General features: G+C 55.3%; 20 protein-coding genes. 9 read left to right on the top strand and 11 right to left on the bottom strand.

Annotated features, from left to right (window positions below):
• Positions 1 to 200 precede the first annotated feature (200 nt).
• Complete coding sequence (locus ACT3RW_RS05110) at positions 201 to 1,100, bottom strand: helix-turn-helix transcriptional regulator (protein WP_444613036.1); 900 nt, start codon at positions 1,098 to 1,100, stop codon at positions 201 to 203.
• Positions 1,101 to 1,233: 133 nt separating this feature from the next.
• On the opposite strand from ACT3RW_RS05110, the gene ACT3RW_RS05105 reads away from it, so the two are divergent.
• From ACT3RW_RS05105 to ACT3RW_RS05095, 3 genes are all read left to right on the top strand, one after another.
• Positions 1,234 to 2,484, top strand: coding sequence for an MFS transporter (locus ACT3RW_RS05105; protein ID WP_444613035.1), 1,251 nt, complete (start codon positions 1,234 to 1,236; stop codon positions 2,482 to 2,484).
• Between the two features lie 244 nt (positions 2,485 to 2,728).
• Entirely contained in the window at positions 2,729 to 3,775 is a 1,047-nt protein-coding gene (locus ACT3RW_RS05100) for an NAD(P)-dependent alcohol dehydrogenase (RefSeq protein WP_444613034.1), read from the top strand.
• Between the two features lie 110 nt (positions 3,776 to 3,885).
• Positions 3,886 to 4,188: a DUF1883 domain-containing protein gene (locus ACT3RW_RS05095; protein ID WP_131089961.1), complete on the top strand. Its 303-nt coding sequence runs from the start codon at positions 3,886 to 3,888 to the stop codon at positions 4,186 to 4,188.
• 124 nt (positions 4,189 to 4,312) lie between these two features.
• Here the strand turns inward: ACT3RW_RS05095 and ACT3RW_RS05090 are convergent, their stop codons facing one another.
• The 3 genes from ACT3RW_RS05090 to ACT3RW_RS05080 all read right to left on the bottom strand — a co-directional run bounded on the left by ACT3RW_RS05090 (position 4,313) and on the right by ACT3RW_RS05080 (position 7,346).
• Complete coding sequence (locus tag ACT3RW_RS05090; protein WP_444613033.1) at positions 4,313 to 4,606, bottom strand: glycoside hydrolase family 68 protein; 294 nt, start codon at positions 4,604 to 4,606, stop codon at positions 4,313 to 4,315.
• Positions 4,603 to 5,910, bottom strand: a complete 1,308-nt coding sequence (locus ACT3RW_RS05085) for an ISL3 family transposase (protein WP_441665189.1) — start codon at positions 5,908 to 5,910, stop codon at positions 4,603 to 4,605. The genes ACT3RW_RS05090 and ACT3RW_RS05085 overlap by 4 nt, the downstream gene beginning before the upstream one ends.
• A gap of 110 nt (positions 5,911 to 6,020) precedes the next feature.
• Positions 6,021 to 7,346 (bottom strand): glycoside hydrolase family 68 protein, encoded by a 1,326-nt coding sequence (locus ACT3RW_RS05080; RefSeq protein ID WP_444613032.1) that lies wholly within the window; start codon positions 7,344 to 7,346, stop codon positions 6,021 to 6,023.
• Positions 7,347 to 7,653: 307 nt separating this feature from the next.
• Here ACT3RW_RS05080 and ACT3RW_RS05075 point away from each other — a divergent pair, with 307 nt between their 5' ends.
• Complete coding sequence (locus tag ACT3RW_RS05075; RefSeq protein WP_444613031.1) at positions 7,654 to 9,285, top strand: glycoside hydrolase family 32 protein; 1,632 nt, start codon at positions 7,654 to 7,656, stop codon at positions 9,283 to 9,285.
• Between the two features lie 114 nt (positions 9,286 to 9,399).
• Here ACT3RW_RS05075 and ACT3RW_RS05070 read toward each other — a convergent pair whose 3' ends face one another.
• The gene (locus tag ACT3RW_RS05070; protein WP_444613030.1) at positions 9,400 to 10,434 is read right to left on the bottom strand and encodes a LacI family DNA-binding transcriptional regulator; all 1,035 of its coding nucleotides are present in this window, start codon (positions 10,432 to 10,434) and stop codon (positions 9,400 to 9,402) included.
• A 106-nt stretch (positions 10,435 to 10,540) separates the two neighbouring features.
• Positions 10,541 to 10,984 carry a PhzF family phenazine biosynthesis protein gene (locus tag ACT3RW_RS05065; RefSeq protein WP_444613029.1) on the bottom strand — a complete coding sequence of 148 codons (444 nt, stop codon included), beginning with the start codon at positions 10,982 to 10,984 and terminating at the stop codon, positions 10,541 to 10,543.
• A 286-nt stretch (positions 10,985 to 11,270) separates the two neighbouring features.
• Here ACT3RW_RS05065 and ACT3RW_RS05060 point away from each other — a divergent pair, with 286 nt between their 5' ends.
• Positions 11,271 to 12,317 carry an IS110-like element ISAar41 family transposase gene (locus ACT3RW_RS05060; RefSeq protein WP_444612951.1) on the top strand — a complete coding sequence of 349 codons (1,047 nt, stop codon included), beginning with the start codon at positions 11,271 to 11,273 and terminating at the stop codon, positions 12,315 to 12,317.
• Here the strand turns inward: ACT3RW_RS05060 and ACT3RW_RS05055 are convergent.
• A complete protein-coding gene (locus ACT3RW_RS05055) occupies positions 12,250 to 12,729 on the bottom strand; it encodes a PhzF family phenazine biosynthesis protein (protein ID WP_444613028.1) in 480 nt (159 codons plus the stop codon). The genes ACT3RW_RS05060 and ACT3RW_RS05055 overlap by 68 nt on opposite strands.
• Positions 12,730 to 12,868: 139 nt before the next feature.
• Complete coding sequence (locus ACT3RW_RS05050) at positions 12,869 to 13,156, bottom strand: hypothetical protein (protein ID WP_444613027.1); 288 nt, start codon at positions 13,154 to 13,156, stop codon at positions 12,869 to 12,871.
• A gap of 47 nt (positions 13,157 to 13,203) precedes the next feature.
• Between ACT3RW_RS05050 and ACT3RW_RS05045 the strand changes: the two genes are divergently transcribed.
• The 4 genes from ACT3RW_RS05045 to ACT3RW_RS05030 all read left to right on the top strand — a co-directional run bounded on the left by ACT3RW_RS05045 (position 13,204) and on the right by ACT3RW_RS05030 (position 18,843).
• Complete coding sequence (locus ACT3RW_RS05045; RefSeq protein WP_444613026.1) at positions 13,204 to 14,229, top strand: 3-oxoacyl-ACP synthase III; 1,026 nt, start codon at positions 13,204 to 13,206, stop codon at positions 14,227 to 14,229.
• Entirely contained in the window at positions 14,226 to 16,814 is a 2,589-nt protein-coding gene (locus ACT3RW_RS05040; protein WP_444613025.1) for an alpha/beta fold hydrolase, read from the top strand. Before ACT3RW_RS05045 ends, ACT3RW_RS05040 begins: the two co-directional genes overlap by 4 nt.
• Positions 16,811 to 17,821, top strand: coding sequence for an NAD-dependent epimerase/dehydratase family protein (locus ACT3RW_RS05035; RefSeq protein WP_444613024.1), 1,011 nt, complete (start codon positions 16,811 to 16,813; stop codon positions 17,819 to 17,821). Before ACT3RW_RS05040 ends, ACT3RW_RS05035 begins: the two co-directional genes overlap by 4 nt.
• A gap of 161 nt (positions 17,822 to 17,982) precedes the next feature.
• Positions 17,983 to 18,843: a prephenate dehydratase gene (locus tag ACT3RW_RS05030; RefSeq protein ID WP_444614619.1), complete on the top strand. Its 861-nt coding sequence runs from the start codon at positions 17,983 to 17,985 to the stop codon at positions 18,841 to 18,843.
• 115 nt (positions 18,844 to 18,958) lie between these two features.
• Here ACT3RW_RS05030 and ACT3RW_RS05025 read toward each other — a convergent pair whose 3' ends face one another.
• The 3 genes from ACT3RW_RS05025 to ACT3RW_RS05015 all read right to left on the bottom strand — a co-directional run bounded on the left by ACT3RW_RS05025 (position 18,959) and on the right by ACT3RW_RS05015 (position 21,815).
• Positions 18,959 to 19,333: a hypothetical protein gene (locus ACT3RW_RS05025; protein ID WP_444613023.1), complete on the bottom strand. Its 375-nt coding sequence runs from the start codon at positions 19,331 to 19,333 to the stop codon at positions 18,959 to 18,961.
• Positions 19,334 to 19,522: 189 nt separating this feature from the next.
• Positions 19,523 to 20,197, bottom strand: coding sequence for a response regulator (locus ACT3RW_RS05020; RefSeq protein ID WP_444613022.1), 675 nt, complete (start codon positions 20,195 to 20,197; stop codon positions 19,523 to 19,525).
• Between the two features lie 10 nt (positions 20,198 to 20,207).
• Positions 20,208 to 21,815 (bottom strand): sensor histidine kinase, encoded by a 1,608-nt coding sequence (locus tag ACT3RW_RS05015; protein WP_444613021.1) that lies wholly within the window; start codon positions 21,813 to 21,815, stop codon positions 20,208 to 20,210.
• Between the last annotated feature and the right edge of the window lie 26 nt (positions 21,816 to 21,841).

The following is a 21,841-nucleotide window of genomic DNA, read 5'->3' as shown; positions in this document are numbered from 1 at the left end:
GTGCGATAAGCACTTGAGCGAAAGCCACTACCGAGGACCGCGAAGCTGGCGGTCGGGACCAACGGTTGGTCAGCCCTGGGAGTTATTTTCATTCGGGGTCTGCATAGAACATGCTGACCCAAGTACTAGCCTACCGGGAATTGGCCAAAGCTGCAGATCTCGACTGGCCAGCCCAAACTGAGAACATCATCATGATCCGCTTAGCTACTGCGCGCAGACTTCTCTTCTGGCGCGCAAGCCCAACTGGAAAGCATCTTTAGACTCTCTTCGCTCACAGATCCTGGCTCAGCAACATAAATGCTCATTTCGTGGGCAGCACGCGGTAGCTGGGCGATGCCGAAGGAACGGTAGGCCAGATCCAAACGACCAACCACAGGATGTTGCAGCCGCTTGATGCCCTCATGGGTGAAGCGGATGTTGTGTGTGGCCCACAGTGTTCTAAAGTCGTCGCTGAGTGTGGATAGCTCGCCAATGAGATCTTGCAACGCCTTATCGTTGGGCTCGCGTCCGGCCTCGGCGCGAAGAAGCGCCGCGGTCGCAGCTGCGCCAGCTTCCCAATCAAGGAAGAACTCCTTGGCTGCTGGGTCCAAGAAATGGAACCTTGCAAAGTTAGCGTGTGCGTTGGCTTTGGTGGTGTCACTGTTAAGCATGGGCGCGTGCAACGCCCGGCCCAAGCTGTTTGACGCCACAACATCTAATCGCCCGTTACGGACAAAAGTCGCCGAGAGTGTGGCTGAGTCCATAAACCACTGCACCGAGGGCGAGATCGGATCAACCTTTTTACGCCTCGCGGGTTTACTTGCGCTCCCCCGGGCGGTCTGAGCCAGCTCCAGCAAATAAATGCGCTCTTCTTCATTTAGCCGCAGTGCGGTGGCCACGGCGAGCAACACTTCTTCTGAGACGCCTGAAATGTTGCCCTTTTCTAGTCGGGCGTACCATTCGGGACTGACCCCGGCGAGCACTGCAACTTCTTCCCGGCGTAGCCCAGGGACCCGACGCCGAGTCCCCACAGCGAACCCAACTTCTTCGGGACGGATGCGGGCGCGACGGCTAGTGAGGAAGTCTTTGATGTTGCTGCGCTGGTTTTTCGGGTCGGTCATGTTTTAAAGGTAAGTCAGGATTGAAGTTTTTCGGGGGTACAACCAGTACCCCTATAAACGCAACCTTTCTCGCATAGCTCCAGTCACGGTGTAATGGATATGGAAAGATTCCTTCTTATAGAACAGGACGTTGATGAACGTAGACGATCGCCGCGTAGCGGTGCGATCTGATGCTACGACGAGGGGCAAGGCCAACCGGTCAATCCCACTGGTCGTATATGTCTTGGCGGTAGGTACCTTTACGATGCTCACCACCGAGTTCATCGTGGCCGGCATCTTGACCCAGCTGGCGGCCGAGCTTGACGTCAGCGTGGGACGAGCGGGACTACTGATCACCGTCTTTGCAGCGGGCATGGTCATTGGTGCACCACTGATGGCACTGCTGACCCTGCGATTGCCACAGCGTTTAACCTTGATCTTGTCCTTGGCAGTCTTTGCTGCTGGACATGTGGTTGTCGCTTTGGGATCAGATTTCACGCTGCTGATGGTGGCTCGTTTTGTTACTGCTCTGGCCACCGGAGCTTTCTGGTCCATCGCTGGAGTCGTTGCAGCTAAAAGTGCTGGCCCGGGCATGGCGTCTAGGGCGCTGGGAATTATCAATGCCGGAGGCATGCTCGCTACCGTACTCGGTGTTCCCTTGGGCGCCTTTGCATCCCAGTACTTCGGTTGGCGCGGATCATTCTGGGGCTTGGCTGTCCTGGCGGTCATCTCGGCGGCGCTGATAGCGCGTTTTGTTCCGCACAATATTTCCAAACATTCCCAGGTCTCAATTCCTCGTGAACTGGCGGGTCTGCGTTCACTGCGGTTGTGGCTGACCTTGGCCGCCTGCGCCACAACCACCGGTGGCGTGCTCTCGGCCTATTCCTATATTTCGCCGTTGCTCATCACCGGCACCGGCTTCAGCGAATCGGTCATACCTTTGGTGCTGATCGGTTTTGGTGTGGGATCGCTGATCGGTTCGTTGATTGGTGGCCGCTTAGGGGACGCGCATCCACACGTGATGACAGTCATTGCACCCGCTGCGTCCACACTGATTCTTGTTTCAGTGTGCCTGTTCTCCGGCCTGCAACTGCCCATGATTGTGTTGATCACCCTGCTCGGATTTTTTGGTTTGGGCGCCAACCCGATCCTTGCCTCCTTGGCCATCAAGTATGGGGATCGTTCACCAACGTTGGCCTCTTCGCTCACCGTCGCGGGCTTTAATGTGGGAACTACAATCGCTTCGTGGCTCGGTGGCAAAGCCTTGGAAACTGAGCTTGGAACCACCGGTCCGGTAGTTGTTGGAGCGAGCATCGCCATGCTGACGCTCATCCCCGTTATCAGTCTGGCCGTCATTGCCCGACGCAACGCTAATAATCAAAAGCTCGTTCCCGCTCACAACTAGTGCACCGTTCCTGTGCATTGGCTAAAAATAGAACACTAATCTCGGCGAGATGGGATTATTTACGTATCCGGCATCGTTGATGCTTCTGGGTGCACCTTGTGCGCCTGTGAGCAGAGCACGGGAATCTTTCAAGATTCGATTGCCCTCATGCGTGAAAATCTGGACCCGCCAGTAACTGAATACCACCGTGCGCCGAACCGGTGCACGATGAGAAGTAAACAGATAGACAAAGGAAAAATCTCCTATGACAACTATGGCAAACGCATACGCTGCACCATCGGCCACTGAGGCACTTGTTCCACTTCAGATTGAGCGTCGGGCCGTGGGTCCAAAGGATTTTCTGATTGACATCAAGTTTGCAGGTATCTGCCACTCGGACATCCACACCGTCAAGGGTGATTGGGGACCACAGTCCTACCCACTGGCTCCAGGCCACGAAATCGCTGGCATCGTAGCCGAGGTCGGCTCCGAGGTCACCAAGCACAAGGTCGGCGACCGCGTTGGCGTTGGCTGCATGGTCAACTCCTGTGGCAAGTGCGAATACTGTGTTGCTGGCGAAGAGCAGTTCTGCACCGAGGGCTCGGTTGGCACCTACGGTGCTACCGACCGCGATGGCACCATCACCCAGGGTGGTTACACCACCAACGTGGTTGTCACCGAAGACTTCGTACTGAGCATCCCAGATTCCATCGAGCTTGATGTTGCCGCTCCCCTGCTTTGCGCCGGTATCACTACCTTCTCGCCACTTCACCACTGGGGCGCAGGCCCAGGCAAGAAGGTTGCAGTTGTCGGTTTGGGCGGCTTGGGCCACATGGCAGTAAAGATCGCCAGCGCCATGGGTGCCGACGTGACCGTACTGTCCCAGTCCTTGAAGAAGAAGGAAGATGGACTCAAGTTGGGCGCTAGCGACTACCGCGCCACCAGTGACAAGAGCACCTTCACTGAGCTTGAGAAGACCTTCGATTTGATCATCAACACGGTCAGCGCTTCGATCGACATCAGCTCCTACCTTCAGTTGCTGCGTGTTGACGGAACCATGGTCAACGTTGGCGCACCTGCTGAGCCACTTCCAGTGAACGCTTTCGCTTTGATCGGTGGACGTCGTTCGTTCGCCGGCTCCGCAATTGGCGGCATCAAGGAGACCCAGGAAATGCTGGACTTCTGTGGTGAGCACGGCATTGGTGCAGAGATCGAAGTTATCTCGGCCGATCAGATCAACGAAGCTTACGAGCGCGTCCTCAAGTCGGACGTTCGCTACCGCTTCGTGATTGACACCGCGACCATGGCCTAAAGCCACAAACGCACGCGGCGCCCGAAACATCAACTGATAAGTTGGTGGCTCGGGCGCCGTTTGTTTAAGCCGTTTGTTTAACCAGTAATTCTTCTTCGGAAAGTTTCATCGTGACTGAACCAAATTTTGCAGAACACTCGTGGGACTACCTTGAACGCCGCAGTGTTCTGGTTATTACACTGAGCGGGCCAGCAAATGTGCGACTGATGGACCCTGAGAATTTTGCGGCCTATCAAGACGGCGAAAAGTACGACTTTCATGGCGGTCTTGCCCGCCGGGCACCCTTTCGAATTAAGGTTCCACATTCGGGTCCGTGGTATTTGGCCATTGACCTCAACGGTTTACCCGGGCGCGGGGTACGCCATGATGTCACTGTTCAGCCGCCGCAGAAACTCGAAGAGCGCAAAGCCTAAAGCACAGATCTCGGATGCATATTCCGTGAAGATCAGCCTGAAGCCGTTGTGGGATATAGGCATCAGACACGACAACAGCCGGCCCAGCACCCTAGGTGCTGAACCGGCCGTTGTTGTTGATGAATTACTTGCCGAACTTGCCGCTCTTCAGCTCGCGGTTGGCAGGAATATCTGCCCAGCCGCCAAGTCCATTGTCGCCATAGTTGTAGTCAACTGTTGCCGACGCACCCTTGATGTCCAACTTAACAGTTGGGCCCAAGGTGCCACCTCGGACGAAGTTGTCCTTGGTGCCAATGGTGTCGATGAAGGACTGAACCAGTCCGCCAGGCATGACGTAGTGCGAGTATGCCTGGAACTGGCCTGGGTGCTGGTTGTAGTCAGGAGCGAATGGGCTGCCTGCTGCAAAGTGGCTCTTCACAAATGAGGGTGTAAAACCTTCCTAAATCCACCGGTCTCCAACAATGACCGTGCGACATAGTGCGTCAAATTTCGGAACCCCAAAGCGATACCCCGCAAATGCTCCAACCGCCCATTCAACGCCTCAGTAGGACCGTTCGAACAGCCAACATGGTCAAAATACGCCAGAATATCGCTCTTCCTACGCCGCAGAGTTCCACCGAGCTTCTTCAACTCCGGCAAACCCTTGGGCACCTTCGTTCCTATCTCCTCAATCAACTGCCCCATAGCCCACCGACCGACTTCTGGTTTCGATTGCCGGTACGCATCAACCATCTTCTGATAAACACTCCACACCAGTTCAACCGGCTCATACTCAGGTTTCTTGAACAACGCTTCAACCTTGGCTTTCTGCTTCTCCGTAGCCAATGACAGCCCGGTAGTCAGGGTCCGCCGGCACTGATACAGCGGATCATCTTTGCGCCCTCGATGACCGTGCTGCACCCGTTGAACCCGCTGCCTTGTCTGGTCCAACGCGTCAGATCCGAGCTTGACCACATGAAAAGGATCCAAAACTTCCACGGCTTGAGGTAGCTCTTCAGCGGCAGCGGTTTTGAAGCCTGTGAAACCATCCATCGCGACGACCTCAACAGTGTTTTTCCATGCTTCATCGCGTTCAGCAAGCCAGGTCTTAAACACGGCCTTGGAACGGCCGGGAATCATGTCTAATAAACGGGATGCTCCGGTGTCTTCCATGACGGGCGTGAGGTCCACGATGACCGTTACGTATTTATCCCCGTCGCGGGTATGACGCCACACGTGTTCGTCAACGCCAAGGACTTTGACCCCGTCAAAGCGGGTGGAATCATTGATCAGTAACCGTTGACCCTCGGCCAACACCGCGTCATTGGCGGTATTCCACGAAACGCCTAATCCTTCAGCAATCCGTGAGATTGAAAGGTGTTGGGTGACCAGGCCATAGAGCGCCCAACGCAAACCAGTTTTACTGATTTTCTGTCGTGGTGATACAGCTTGGGTGAGGTCTTCACGCCAGACATGGTGGCATTGCGTGCACCGGTACCTGCGGTGACGGATAGCTAGGGCGGTGGGCCGCCAGCTGAACGGTGCGTGCGCGATACGTCTGATGACGGTATCGCGTGGTATTCCTTGGGCTCCGCAGGATTGGCACCATGGGTTTGGGGTGGTGACTTCGCAGAGAATCTCAGCCCTGGCTGAGGTTATGTGTTGAGCGATAGCCGTTAGTCCTAGACTGTCGAGGCCGGTGAAAGTCGTCAGATCCGCTGGGGAATAGATAGAATGGTGCACAGTCGAGGTCTTTCAAGAATCGTTAGTGTGGTAACTTCCATTCTCGTGAAGGCCTCGACTTTTTATTGATTTATGACATGCCTGTGAGCTGTGGTGTTGGGTTTAGGTATCTACACTCTGAATTCGGAAGAGCCTGCAAAGTTCAGGTTTGAAGGGCTACCCAAAGCCAAGCCTGAACCGCGGTTCAGTGGCTGGTAATCGCTACGAATACCGTTACCTACGAAGCCGTAAACGCCTTCTGGTCCATCGATGCCAGCAGCAAAGGTGGAGCGGTGGCTAATCGTGAACAGGTAGTACTTGCCGTCCTGCATGTAAATCTGTGGACGCTCAGTCTGGTCGGTAACACAGTTAGCCGACAAGATTGGTGGCAGGAATTCCCACTCGGTGAGTTCCTTGTTCTTTGCACGAGCCAAACCAACGTTACCGATCTGGTAGGTTGCACCTGACTTGTTGACCTCTGCAACGGTTTCACCGTTGGTTTCGCCCTTGTTGTAGCCAAGGTCATCAGCATCGCACTTTGCTGCATCACGCTTCTGCGCGGTGTTGCCCTCGAAGACCATGAAGGTCTCGCCTGGGTGTGCTGGATCTTCAAAGGTGAACGGGTCACGGAAGTTGAAGAAGGAGTTCTGCTCAGCGGTCTGGTAGTACTTACCGTCTGCCTGGAGCAGTTCGGTGACCTTGTCGAAACCGGTGAACTTTACACCCTTTTTGTTTGCGTGAACGTGGCCGACGCTCAATGCGATACGTGGATCGTAAGGCTTGATGTCCTTGCCATCCTTATCGCGGTAGAAGGCAACGTCGGTGAAGAACAGCTTGATTTCGCCGTTCTTGTCTACACGAGCCGAGCCAGACCACTGGGTCTGGTGGCTGTAGGACTTATCCTCGAAGATCTTGCCGGTGACGCCTTCGTCAAAAACCTCGCCGCCGTAGGTCCAGCCGCCGTCTTTTGGACGCTCGTCAGCTGGGACGCCAGCTGGACGGTAGAAGTAGCCGATGCGCGCGTACTGGTGACGCTCATCGAAGCCCAAGTCGCGGTCAGCAACTAGCGAGAAGATGATCTCCTGGCCGCCAACGCTGTACTGGTTAGCGTCTGCGTCAGTCAGTGGCCAGGTATCCCAGACCCATACTTCTTCGTTGCTCATGTCAGGGAAATCCTGAGGAACGGTTGGCATGGTGTACTCGGTTGGCATCGAGTTTTCGCGGGAAGCAGCGTCTGGATCAGACATTGCCTTCAGCTGCTTAGCATCTGCACGGGTCCAACGCGACGTGAAATCATCGGTTGGGCTGTAAGCCTTTTGGGTGTGCTCAGTTGGCGCAGGGAAACCTGGTACCGGCTCGGTTGCGGCCACTGCTGGGGCCGAAACCAAAGTTGCACCGAGCGCTCCAATGCTCAGTACAGCAGCAAGAATGCCGCGTTTGGTGCGTTGCTTATTCACGATTGTTTGCCTTCGTTCGATACGGAATCGGACAATCGCTCGGGCTGCGACACACGCTCTCTCCACAGTCGAATCTAAGGATTCACATAGCTCCTGTCAATCGATTCAAAACGTTTTGGAAGCAGGATCACATTTTTTAGGATTCTTAACGAAATCTTCATCACATTCTTTGCAAAACGTTTTGGTTGTTCGTTAGCGTGGGTAACTGTCACTCGTAGCGACGCACGATCTCTCCCCAAATCTTTTGCGACGACACCCATCGTTGCTGCCCTTTACCGGCGTTTGAACTGACCTACTGGAAAGACCGATGACTCAGCCACAGACCAAGAACTCCAAGATTCTTATTGCTGCCGCAGCTGCCTGTGCACTGGTCCTCGTGGCTTTGCTGGCTTGGCAATTCCTACGCCCTGCACCACAATCACCAAAAACTGAGAGCGACAACAACGCTCAAGAAGCCGAACAGTTTCAACGGCCAGAATCTTGGTCGCAGTTCCGCCCAGCCAATCACCTAACGCCGAGCCAAAACTGGATGAACGATCCGCAACGCCCGTTCTTCCTAGACGGACTGTGGCACTTCTACTATCTCTATAACGCTGACTACCCGGACGGCAACGGTACCGAGTGGTATCACGTCACCTCCACTGACCTTGTTCATTGGAAAGATGAAGGCGTTGCCATTGAGAAATACAAAAACGGTCTAGGTGATATCTGGACCGGCAGTGCGGTCGTTGATACAGAAAACACCGCAGGTTTCGGTAAAAACGCAGTCATCTCGTTGGTTACCCAGCAAGTAGACGGTGTTCAACGTCAGTCGTTGTTCTACTCAACCGACGGCGGACACTCTTTCACCTCGTACGAGGGCAACCCAGTCATGGACAATCCCGGCGTCGACGCATGGCGAGATCCGAAAATTGTCTGGGACAAAGAACGCAATCAATGGCTCATGCTGTTGGCCGAAGGAAGCAAAGTCGGCTTCTACACCTCCAAAGATCTCAAGTCCTGGAACTACCAGTCTGGTTTCGAAGCGCCAGACCTTGGCACAGTCGAATGCCCAGATTTCTTCCAAATGTCCGTAGACGGTGACCCCGAACGCACTACGTGGGTCTTAGGCATCAGCGCCAACGGGGAAAGTTCTGGACGTACCACCGGCTACACCTACTGGTCCGGTGACTTTGATGGCAAGACCTTTACCCCTGCCGAACAAGAACCTCAATGGCTTGATGCCGGATCCGACTTTTACGCGGCAGTGTCGTGGGAGGATCCTCAAGCAGAAGATCCTTTGGCCCACCGTTACGCACTGGGCTGGATGAACAATTGGGCTTACGCCTCAGATCTTCCATTGGGCGATTGGTCCGGCGGATCTATGTCCACGGTTCGTCAGCTTTCGTTGCGTGAGGTTTCAGGAAAACCGACCTTATTCTCGGAGCCTATTGCAGCGGTTGATAAGCTCGCCGGCGATCCAGCCCAAACCACAGCGCAAGATGTGCCCACGGGGCACAGCGCTTCGGTGGGCAAAGCTGAAACGGATTCTTACCGACTCCACGTTGATCTTGCCCAAGATGAGACTTCGCCAAGCGATGAGGCTCAAGTTGAGATCAAGGACGCCAATGGTGCGACCGTGACTGTCGGCTACAACTTCAAAGACCAAACTCTCTTCCTCAACCGCGACAAAGACAAGGTAGCCTCCACCATGCCCGAGGCTTACCGCGAGATTCGTAGCGAGCATCTTCCCAGCGACAACGGAGCGGTCAACTTAGATGTACTGGTCGATACAACTTCGGTTGAAGTATTTGCCCAAGATGGACAGGCCTCGTTGAGTTCAACCGCGTTCCTGTCCCCTGGAAATCATGAACTCAATTTGAAGTCTTTGGGTGGCACCACCGATTTGCGCGGTGCCAGTTTGGCGCCGATGGCAGTTGTCGAGACCGCAGAACAGTAATCCAAGCAACTGGGTACACTTCAGCCAATAACGGTGTGGCCTCCTAAGCGGAGACCACACCGTTATTTGCACTGAATCTTCAACACCGTCAAAGCCAAAGATGGCGGAAAATAATTACCGCCCCGGCGCAGCTACCGATTCCCTGCTCACTAGCTCACAAAGTAACTGCTTTGAGGTTTTGGATTCTGGGTTGTCTTTTGTCTCAGCAAACAGTTGAGAGACTGCCCAATGCCCCATTTGGTAGTGCGGCAAGGCGACAGTACTTAGAGTTGGCACCAGTGCCTTGGTAATAAGCTGAAGGTCGTCAACTCCGATAACCGATAGGTCCTCGGGAATTCTGATACCAAGACCTGCTGCAGCCTGATAAACGCCCATGGCCATCTCGTCGTTAAAGCAGAAGATAGCTGTCGGTCGGTCTTCGCGATCCAGTAAGTCACCTCCAGCTTCACGTCCGCCTTTGGCTCCATTACTGGCGGCACAGATCCACGACTCATTAACAGCAATACCCGCATCTTTCAACGCGTTGCGATACCCCTGCTCGCGCCCAATCGCTGCCGGTACGCTCAGCGAGACGGTGATAAAACCGATCTGTTGATGACCAAAGCTAATCAGATGGTTGGTTGCGTCGATCCCTATTTGACGCTCATCAGGTACAACGGATGAATAATTCGAATCGGCATCAGTCGCGTTGGCAACTACCACCCGCGCCCCAGCAAGTTCTTGCGGAACTTGAATCTGCTGGTGCCACATCTTGGCGTAGACCAGACCATCCACGCGGTGATCCATCAGAGTTCGGATTCCCATGAGTTCACGTTGCGCGTCCCCGGTTGAATCGATGGCCAGCACTACGCTTTGATGTTCGGCGGCAGCGTCTTGTGCACCGCTGATTAGTCGGCCCGCATACGGAGTCACGGCGATGGTGTCGCTGAGCAGACCTATGGTGAAAGTCCGCGAACTTCGCATTCCGCGCGCACGTAAATCAGGTGAGTACCCTAGCCGTTCAGCAATCTCCAATACACGTTCGCGCGTCTCGGGCTTGATCGCCCTTGCACCGCTTAAAGCGTGTGAAACAGTCGTCAGCGACACTCCCGCAGCGGCGGCGACGTCCCTGATGCCTACTCGGGCAGAGGAACCGAGCTTATTATTCATGCCTTTATTCTATTCACAAGTTCTTTTCCCTTTAAACCAAACTCAAAGATGTCTGGTTCAAGGAGGAATTGATTGTCAATGATCCAAAAGGCATGCACTACCTAAGCTAGATTTTTGCCACGCCGCTGAGCACTACTTCGGCACGTCCGCCAACCCAAACCTGATCGTCGACACTGGTGATAAAGATTTCACCATTTCTTCCCATCGCGCCGCCCTGCGCTGCAACATAGGGAGCAGTGGCACGACCAGTTTTAATAAGCCACTGGGCGGCTGACGCATTGAGGCTTCCGGTCACTGGATCCTCACGCAGCGGGTCCTCCCCCTCGGTAAAGAAACCGCGCACTTCAAACGCCTTTTCGGATCTTTCAGGATGAGCACCGATAACACCAATGTCCCACCGGCCGGGGAATTTCGAGGCATCGGGACGCAAGGCAAGAACCGACTGCGCGCTATCGAGCAGCACACCGACCCAGCCCGGGCCGTTATCAATCCACTGGGTGTCAACGACCTCTTCTTTCTCTACACCGAGAATCGCGCGAAGTTGTTCCACTAATTCTCTAATGGTTATTGGCAGGTCTGGGACCCGCTGGCAGGATAGGTGCCACCAGCCACGATGTGACTCACACTAATTCTGTCCTTAGAGTATTCTGAGTGACTTTAGCCTGACGTGTCCGTCGTAGCTGGTGACACCAGCCCGGCCCCTTGACATGGCTTCATAGAAGGCCGTCCGCACCCCACCGGGTGCGTGACTCATTAGAGAATCGCCTGCCAAGAACTCTTTCCCGGACCGGTGCCAACCATAACGGCTACCAACCGATGAAGGAGGCGAAACCGTCATGACCATCGTTGCAGAAACATACGACTACGTCATCGGAATCGACACCCACGCACGAACCCACACCTACGCCATAATCAACACCCGCACCGGGAGCAGAGAAGCCTGCCAGGCCTTTCCGACCAGCCCTGCCGGCATGAACAGGACCTTGGCTTGGATCACCAAACGCACTACCGGCACCCTGCTGGCCGCAGTGGAAGGAACCCGGTCTTACGGGGCCACCATCACCCATGCCCTGACCATGGCTGGGTTCCCCGTGGTCGAGGTCAAACCACCACGTAAACAGGCCCGTGCCAGGGTGGGCAAGACCGACGAGATCGACGCCACCGCAGCGGCCATGGGCATTCTTTATCAGGACACCGAGCGTCTGCTTACGCCCCGCGCCGAAGGCACGCGCTCAGCGTTGAACGTACTGGTTGCCAGCCGCGAACGCATCGACGCTGAACGCACCCGGAACCGCAATGCCCTGACGGCTCTGGCACGAGAAATCGACCTCGGTGTTGATGTGCGTAAAGCACTCACTGACATGCAGGTCAAACAGATCAGCGCCTGGCGTGAGCACCCCACCGATTCGGTAGCGCAACGCTACGCGAGGGCTGAGGCCAGTCGCTTGGCCACGGCGGTGCTTGACGCCGACAAGCTACTGGCCGCAAACAAGACACAAATGGCTGAATTGGATGAGCAGATGGCCCCCGGGCTGGCCGCCGAGTTCGGGTACGGGCCGGTGACTGTTGCGTGGATCCTGATCGCTTACTCGCACACAGGCAGAGTACATTCTGAAGCGGCATTCGCGTCTATGGCTGGGGTCGCTCCGTTGCAGGCATCCTCCGGGAACACGGTACGGCACCGGCTTAATCGGCATGGTGACAGGATGCTGAATCAAGCGGTGGACGTCATTGCCAAGGTACGGATGCAGTTCGATCCTCAGACCAAGGACTACGTGGAGAAACGCAAGGCTGAGGGGCTGAGCTACCGGGAAATCAAACGGGTGCTGAAACGGTACATCGTTCGGAAAGTTTTTCGTCGGCTACGCGTGCTGGTCCCTTGACAGAACCCATAGAAGGGTCAGGTTCCACTGGGCCGCCACGTTGCAGCGATGGCGCTGCGAATGACAAGATCTCGTCTTCAACTCGAATAGGAATCAATCCAGCTGCACATTCTTGGACGATCATTCCGTCGGTCGCTGGAACGCCTCCGGCCTCCAGCCACGCACGCGCAGTGCCAAGAGTAGGGTGTCCAGCAAACGGCAATTCGGTGTTCATGCTGAATATGCGGACTCGGTAATCGGCCTCAGGGCTCGTTGCAGGAAGTACAAAAGTGCATTCTGAAAGGTTCGTCCATACAGAGAAGCGACGTAGCTGTTCATCATCGAGTCCCTCGGCATTCAAAATGACTGCGACTGGGTTACCTAAACATGGATCAGCGGAGAAAACGTCCACCTGGCTAAAACGGTAAGTCATGACTGAAATCCTACGGGGAGATAACTAGAAAAGGACCCTTGGCTCTGTACTGCTACAAAACAAGACCTCTTACGAAGCTGACCTCACCTCTTTTGGCCTGAGCCCAAAGATTCCCAGCCCTGAAAGAGATGCCAAATGGCTAAAAAATCATCGCTGGCTTATCCATTAAGAACAGCCAAATAGCGCCTAAGCGGACGGACTGCGCCAACGAAAGGGCGCTCCCGCAGGCCAAATCTAAATGTGAGCTTTCGATCTTTCCATGATTCTCATAGGACAACTCTGTAGGATCAAGAGAGTCTGCGTTATTCCCGTTTCCAGCCCTCGGCTGAAATTGGCCTTCCAAGTTCTTCGAATGGCTTGGCAGGGAATAATCTAGGAGTACAAACTTATCTTCGGCATCACCTGCCCGTTGGTAATCGCGTTTCATCGCAGCATGCACCACACAGATAGTCCAGCAGAAACGAAGGCAACACTTTGAACGGCAATGCCACCTTTAAACACCACAACGTTGCGCTCTTATCAGTGAACAGCGTCCTCGCACCCGAGGTGGTGACCTCATCCGAATTTGATGAGCGGCTGGCTCCAAGTTTGAAACGTTTGCGGTTATCCAAGAAACTGCTCGAACGCGTTTCTGGCGTTAAAGAACGACGCTGGTGGTCCAAGGGCGTCGAATTTGATGACGCCGCAATTATCGCCGGCAAAAAAGCCTTGGCTGAAGCTGGTATTGAGCCCGGTGAAATCGGACTGCTCATCAATACTTCGGTAACCCGTCGCAATCTGGAGCCATCGGTTGCTTCCAAGATTCACAACGGACTGGGCCTGCCATCCTCTGCAATGAACTTCGACGTGGCCAACGCTTGCCTCGGCTTTGTTAACGGCATGAGCCTTGCGGCGAACATGATCGATTCCGGTCAGATCAAGTACGCGCTGATCGTTGCCGGCGAAGATGCCAAGGCAACTCAGGAAACCACCTTCGAGCGTCTGAACGCTGAAGGATCCACCCGCGAAGACTACATGCGTGAATTCGCGACCCTAACCTTAGGTTCAGGAGCCGCTGCAGCGGTCATCGGCCCAGCCGACGCCCACCCAGATGCACACCGCATTCTTGGTGGCGTCTCCCGTGCAGGTACCGAGCACCACGAGCTGTGTGTTGGCGGTCCCAACGGTATGTACACCGACACCAAGGGCTTGCTCGATAACGGCCTAGAGCTCGTTGTTGATGCGTGGGATGAAGCTCACCGCACCGGCTGGGAGTGGAAGTCCATGGACCGCTACGTCACCCACCAGGTTTCAAAGTCTTACACCAACGCGATCATCAAGGCCGTCGGCCTGGTCAAGGATCGTGTGCCGATCACCTTCTCCAAGTGGGGCAACGTTGGACCGGCTTCTTTGCCTATGACTCTGTCCCAGGAAGCTGAAACGCTCAAGCCAGGCGATCGAGTGCTGTGCATGGGTGTTGGTTCAGGACTGAATACCGCGATGATGGAGATTGTCTGGTGACCGAGATTTTCCCCGGCGTCAAGGAAATCTACTCAAAATATCTCGATGTTCCATCCACCTCACCGGTGGACGGCGCTGGCTCCACCTACCGGTGGCATGTCTTGGACAACCAGGAAGAACTAGCTCAACGTGGCATCACGCCAGTAGGCACGCTTTTATGTGTCCATGGCAATCCCACGTGGTCTTACCTATGGCGCAGCCTGCTCAACCATGTTTCTGAGAATCAGTTGGCCTGGCGTGTAGTTGCCGTGGACCAGCTAGACATGGGCTTCTCGCAGCGCACCGGCAAGTTCCGTCGACTGGCAGACCGCGTTAATGACCTGGGCGATCTGGCCGAGGCAATGGATTTAGGTGACAATGTCACCACCGTGGGCCACGACTGGGGCGGCATTATTTCTCTGGGTTGGGCTGTGTCCCATCAGGACCGTCTGGCCAATGTCGTTTTGACGAATACCGCCATTCACCCTGCTGGTTTTGAACTGCCGTCAGCACTGAAGCTGGCGACCCACCCTGCCGTACATGGCTGGGGAACCAAAACCACGCGTGCTTTCCTTCAGGTCACCCACTCCTTGGCACAGCCAGCTTTGGCGCCTGAGGTTCGTAAGACTTTTATGGCCCCTTACACCAGCGCAGATGTGCGCGATGGTGTGGCAAACTTTGTGGCGGACATTCCATTTGATCCCTCGCATCCAAGCCGTCCGGCGCTGGATGAAATTTCTGAGGCTGTGCGCTCACTATCGGTTCCAGCACTGATGCTGTGGGGCCCGAAAGACCCGGTCTTCTCTGACCGCTACCTTCGTGATCTCTTAGGACGACTCCCCCACGCTCAGGTGCACCGCTTTGAAGGTGCAAGCCACCTGGTGGGCGAAGACCGAGATATCGCTTCCCCGATTTTTTCTTGGCTTGCTGGAAACCAGCACGTCGCCGAGTCAGCACGAGCACAAAGCTCCACGCCCTATCAGCCAATGCTTGCAGAGCTGGATTCGCGTTCCGATGACCACAGCACCGCAGTGGTGGACATTCACCCGCCACAATCCTTGTCGTGGTCCCAACTGGGCGAACGTGTTAACGCGCTAGCTGCTGGATTGCAGCAGGTCGGTGTGAAATCCGGAGACCGGGTCAATCTTCTAGTTCCGCCAGGCATTGAGCTGACCTCGTTGATCTACGCCTGCCTGCGTTTGGGCGCGGTCATTGTTGTGGCCGATGCCGGACTTGGAACTAAGGGACTTGGCCGTGCCATCAAGGGCGCTGGCCCAAGCTTCCTGGTAGGAATTGACCGCGCGCTAACCGGTGCCCGAGTGCTTAACTGGCCTGGCACCAAGATCGCCGTCGGCTCCTTGCCTGCTACCAAACGTAAGCTCTTGGGTGTCGCGCACACCCTAGATGAACTACTAGAAACCGGTAGCAAGCTATCGGCCAGTCAGGCGAACTTCACCGCCGCTGATCCTGATGCTGATGCTGCAGTGCTCTTCACCTCCGGATCCACCGGCCCCGCCAAGGGCGTTGTGTACACGCACCGCCAACTTGCAGCCATGCGAGACACCCTGCGTGAAACCTACGATTTGAAGGCTGGTTCAGCACTGGTAGCTGGCTTTGCACCATTCGCGTTGCTCGGTCCTGCCCTCGGCGCCACCTCAGTCACCCCCGATATGGATGTGACTGCGCCTAGAACGCTGACCGCTTCTGCTCTGGCTGATGCCGCCGTCGCAGTGAACGCCACCACGGTATTTGCCTCCCCGGCAGCCCTGGCCAACGTACTAGAGACCAAATCCGAGCTAAACACCGCACAGCGCAAGACACTGGCAGGCGTTGGCCTAATGCTCTCTGCTGGTGCTCCTATTCCTGAGCCGCTGTTGGCAAAGGTTCAAGAGTTGGTGCCCAACGCGAAGGTTCATACCCCGTATGGCATGACCGAAGCGCTACCGGTCACCGATATCGACCTTGCCGGCATTCGTGCCGCTGGGGACGGAAACGGCGTGTGTGTTGGCACCGCGGTTGCCGGCGCCACGGTAGCCATCGCCCCCATTGACGCGCTCGGCATTGCGGGCGATGAACCGCAGTACACCCCCAACGTCACCGGCGAAATTCTGGTCCGTGCACCGCACGTCAAAGATCGCTACGACCGTTTGTGGATCACGGAAGCGGCCAGCAGCTCCATCGATGGCTGGCACCGTACCGGAGATGTGGGGCATCTTGATGATGCCGGTTTGCTCTGGGTTGAAGGACGTCTGGGTCATGTGTTGAGCACCACCAATGGTGCTATCACCCCCGTCGCCGCCGAGCATGCAGTGCAATCGGTCGTCGGCGCCGGACGCGCCGCCCTGGTAGGTGTTGGACCAGCAGGAACCCAAGCCGCAGTGGTAGTCATGGAAACCGTCCCCGCGTCCCGTAAACCTGGGCCTGCCGAGAACGCTCTGGCCACTAAGGTTCGCGCCGCGGTTGCACAGACCGGTACAGAGGTGGCCGCCGTACTAGTGTTGCCAACCTTGCCTACCGACATTCGCCATAATTCAAAGATTGACCGCGCAGCGTTGGCTCAATGGGCCAGCACGACGCTAGCTGGCGGAAGGATCCGCACACCATGAGCGATAGCACTGACCAATTGACCCCGCGTAGGGTTCTGGTCACCGGAGCCAGCGGTCTGCTCGGTGGCGCCGTAGCCCAGCTACTCAGCGATAAGGGCCACCATGTGCGCACCTTCCAACGCAGCGCCTCGAGTAATGCCGGGGATGAAGTCCGTGGTTCCCTAACCGAACCCTCGGCGGTGGCGCAAGCTGTTGAGTCCATGGATGCAGTGATTCATTTGGCTGCCAAGGTCTCCTTTACCGGACACTGGCAAGAATTTGTTGATACCAACATCACCGGTACCAACAATCTGCTGCAGGCATCACAAAAGGCCGGAATCAAAGATTTTGTTTTTGTCTCTTCACCTTCTGTGGCCCACTTTGGTGATTCCCTAGCTGGCGCAACAGCTGGTACTGCCAATCCTGATCTTGCACACGGTAACTATGCCCGGTCCAAGGCTGCGGCCGAGCTCAACGCATTGGCGCAAGACTCGTCGGATTTCCGTGTGGCAGCCATCCGTCCGCATGTGGTGTGGGGACCTGGCGATACACAGCTGGTAGAACGCGTCATCGAACGCGCCAAAGGCGGTCGCCTACCGTTGCTAGATCACGGAGCTGCGCTCATTGACACCACCTACATCGATAATGCGGCCGCAGCCATCGTTCGCGGCTTAGAGCGCATGGACCACGCCCATGGTCGAGCATTGGTGGTGACCAACGGGGAGCCGCGACCGGTCGGTGAGCTCATCGCAGGCATCTGTCAGGCCGGCGGCGCTCCAGCACCCAAGCTCAATGTGCCAGGCTGGTTGGCTCGCGGGGCCGGTTCAATCATTGAGAAGCTCTGGTTAGCTGCTGGTTCTCGCAATTTGGTTCACGACGAGCCTCCGATGACTCGTTTCCTAGCCGAGCAACTTTCTACAGCTCACTGGTTTGATCAGCGCGAGACTCACCAAATCCTTGATTGGAAGCCGGCCGTCAGCATTGATGAAGGTATAGCCAAGCTGACCGCACACTACTCGCAGTCCTAGACCGCGCATCAGACAAGATGTTGAAGCCCCGAAACATAAGAATGCTTCGGGGCTTCAACGCATTCTGGGCTTGCAGCTGTTTGCTGTTACCTCATGGGAGTACTACGTCATGAATTGGCACGGACATCATTGCAACGGGCAAAGAGCTGTACCTTGAAATGATGGGCAACAAGATTTCTTACCAAGGTGAAGCTGGCTCCAATTCAAATATGGCCTGCACTGAACAATTCCCCGAAATGCAGGCAGTGCCATGCGCTAGTTTCGAGGACGCCTTCGCCATGGTAGAAAATGGGGACGCTGATCTTGCGATGATTCCCATCGAGAATTCGCTGGCTGGTCGCGTTGCTGACATCCATGTTCTATTGCCAGAGTCCGACCTACAAATTGTCGGTGAACACTATCTGCGGATCCGTTTTGACCTACTCGGTCTGCCCGGAGCGTCAGTTCAAGACGCCAGGGAAGTGCATAGCCACATTCACGCGTTGGGACAGTGCCGAAAGATCATTCGCGAGCACAAGCTAACGTCGGTTATTGCCGGAGATACCGCAGGATCTGCACGCGAGGTAAGCGAATGGAACGATCCAACAAAACTGTCCTTGGCACCCCCAATGGCCGCCGAACTCTATGGGCTTGAGGTGCTGGCATCAGGTGTTGAGGATGACCCCACAAACACCACACGCTTCGTGGTTTTGGCGCGCGAACAGCCTTTACCCGTGCGCTCTGAGCTTCCCGAATCAACGGTGACCACTTTGGTCTTCAAGGTCCGCAACGTTCCTAGCGCGCTGTACAAGGCGTTGGGTGGCTTCGCTACCAACGGCGTGAACATCACGCGTTTGGAAAGCTACATGGTTGGCTCTTCCTTCGCTGCCACAACCTTCATGATTGATGTTGAAGGGCACCCAGAGGACCTACCGGTGCGCTTGGCTTTGGAAGAACTAGAATTCTTCACCTGGGAAATCAAGGTACTCGGGACCTACGCTGCCAGCGAGCACCGCAGCACCGTTTCAGCGGCCTTCGTTTAGTCTGACCAACGACGGTAACGTCATCTCAGTTTCGTTGAGCTGTCCAGTTCATGGTGGCGATCATTCGGTAATTGCCTTCTGATACGTCTTGCCACGGTAGGAAAAGCTGAGATTTTTAGTGTCGTACTTTTGCGAGCTGGTGATGGGGGTCTGGGTTCTTAAAGTTTGTGGTGGGTAGCGCCCATGATCTGCCACGATCAATGTGCGACAAAGACTCAAAAAAGTGCTGTCCGCGCTGAACATTTGGATGGTTCAATACATCGGCGTGCTTATTGCCACTGCATTCAATCCGAACGTTCGTCGCCGGGATGCGCAGATCATTAGTGACCATGACACCCCATTTTGACTCAGCCGCTTCTCCTACATCCGCTTTGACCCAGACTGCTTTGACGCCACTGAGAACTTCTTCTTCGCGTTGCTCGGCCTGTTCTCGCTGGTCTTGCTTTTGCCACCAAAACACCACGACAGCCGCCATTGCACTGAACGCCATGATCCAGTTGGGGATGGTTTCTGAAAAGATGTACAACCCGTTGCCGTCCATGCCAGCAGATTATCAAACGATTCGTAGTAAGCAACAGAGAAAATTACCGCTTTTCAATTGCTTCCACCAGGTTCATCCTGATGTAACTTCGTGGACGCCTTTCCCAGCGTTCTCGGCAGTAAAGCGCACCCCGCGGCGTTAGTCTCGCCAAGAATACCGGCGTTCGGGACGCCCAACTCCCCCATATCGTAGGTTCACGTGAACCAGACTTTCCTCAGCCAAGTACTCCAGATACCGGCGAGCGCTTACTCGCGAGGTGCCAAGTTTTTCTGCCGTCTCTGTGGCCGAAATGGGATCGGTTGCGTCCTTGACGATATTTTCCACCAGCACCATAGTTTCCGCACTGCATCCCTTAGGCAGTGGGCGCCGAGTCTGCCCGCCAAGGCCGAAGAGGCGATTTACATCGGCTTGTTGCAGTTCTTGATCGGTAGCCTCATCCAATGGCTGGTACGTCTTGGCATAGTGCCCCAACCTTTCGCGTAGGTCATCCCATGCGAAGGGCTTCATCAGGTAATGCACGATACCGCCTCGTAGCGCCCGGCGAACCGTATCCATTTCTCGGGCGGCGCTAATCACCAATATGTCCAGATCCGGTTGAACTTCGCGCAACCGTTGCAGCAGGTCCAGACCGTTCATATCGGGCAGGTGGATGTCGAGTAATGCTAAGTCCGGGTTCAGCTCTTTGGTGGCCGTGATGGCGTCTTTGGCGGTGTGTGCTATCCCGGCAACGGTGAACCCTGGCTCTTTGCTGACGAATCCGGCGTGCACTCTTGCCACCATAAAGTCATCGTCGATCACCAGAACTTTGATCACGGGGTAGGTCCTACTTCCTGAGTGTTGCGGTAAATCGTGCGCCATTGTCATTGATCGCTTCAATATCTCCTCCACGGCGCCGACAAACTAGTCGGCTTAGTGCCAAGCCAAAACCCCTACCGCCTGAGACGGTGGTGTCCTTTGTTGAGAATCCTTGAGTGAAAATTTCATTCATCGCTTCATCTGCAATTCCAGATCCATTGTCGCCGACAATAACGGTTATTAGTCCGTCGGAATCATTGATGGAAAGGTTGATGCTTGGCTGCTCGGCTTCGGCGACGGCATCCATCGCGTTATCAATCAGATTGCCGAGCACCGTAGTTAGGTCCCGTGCACTCTGGTCATCCCCACGTCCCAGACTTGAGCTTTCAGAAACTTCAAGCTGGATTCCTCGTTCAGCAGCCACGCTGGCCTTTGCTATCAGTAAGGCCGAGATCGTGGGTTCAGCAATTTGTGCCGCGAGGTTTTCAAAGATTTTACTGCGACTAAAACTGACTCCATCGATGAAGCGAACCACCTCGCTGTACTCCTCTAGCTGGATGAGCCCGGAGATGGCATGTAGATGATTGGCGAATTCGTGAGTTTGGGCTCTCAGCATGTCGGCGGTTGCCTTACTGTCGCCAAGTTCCTGCTCAAGCAAAGTCAGCTCGGTTCGATCACGAAAGGTCGTAACAGACCCAAGATCTTTGCGAGCAGTCTTCACCGGCATTCGGTTGAACACCACAACTCGCTCTCCAATGAGGAACTGTCGGTCGGGGTGTTGCTGCTGTGTTGTCAAAGCCCTGCTAACTTGTGGCGCTATGTCCAACTCTGCGAGCTTCTTACCGACGCAATGCAACGGCAATTGCAATAATTCAATGGCCGTATCGTTGGCCAGCATGATGCGGCTATCCGGTGAGACCGAAATAATGCCTTCCTTTACACCATGCAACAGCGCTTCGCGGTGTTCAAAGAGTTCGGCGATCTCCTGCGGTTCCATGCCGCGGGTTTGATGCTTGACCCTGCGCGAAAGTAAAACGGAACCGATGGTTCCGAGTATTACCGAAATGAACAGTGTAACCAGCGCGCTGGGAGCAATCTCTTGGATGAGCTCCTGAGTGCTGGGGTAGCTCTGACCAGCGCTGACGATACCAACGAGCTTTCCGTCATCATCGAGTACTGGCACCTGTGCAATCAGCAAGTGATTGCCATTGCGGTAAATTTCACCGGCCCACCCTCTACCTGCGGCGACCGATGATTCTGGCTTCAGGATGGAGGTGCCGACCTCATCAGGGAAGGTGGAAGTAATTACGGTGCCGCGCTCATCAGCGAGGGTGACAAATTGTAGCCCCGAAGTACTTCGCGTGGATTCAGCCATCGCTGGAAGGGCTGATCCCATTTCCGGCGCTGCATGAGGCATAAGTTCGCGCATGAGCGGGTTAGCAGCTAAAGACTCTGCAGCTGAGAGACTGCGCCGACCTTCCACCTTTTCAAAGTTATTGGTGGACTGGGTTAGCGAGACTGCAACTACCCCGGCAACTACCACTGCGATAATCAGTAACTGCAGAATGAGGTACTGTCCGGCCAAGGAAATCTTGCGAGCAAAGATATCGGTGAGTCTTAATCCTTTCGAGCTCACAGACACATCCTTCTCCAAGATTCATC

Source organism: Glutamicibacter sp. AOP5-A2-18 (assembly GCF_052446055.1).
In the GTDB taxonomy this organism is placed as follows: Bacteria; Actinomycetota; Actinomycetes; order Actinomycetales; family Micrococcaceae; genus Glutamicibacter.
The sequence above is the reverse complement of the archived record's forward strand: the minus strand, read 5'-3'. Positions and strand labels throughout refer to the sequence as shown.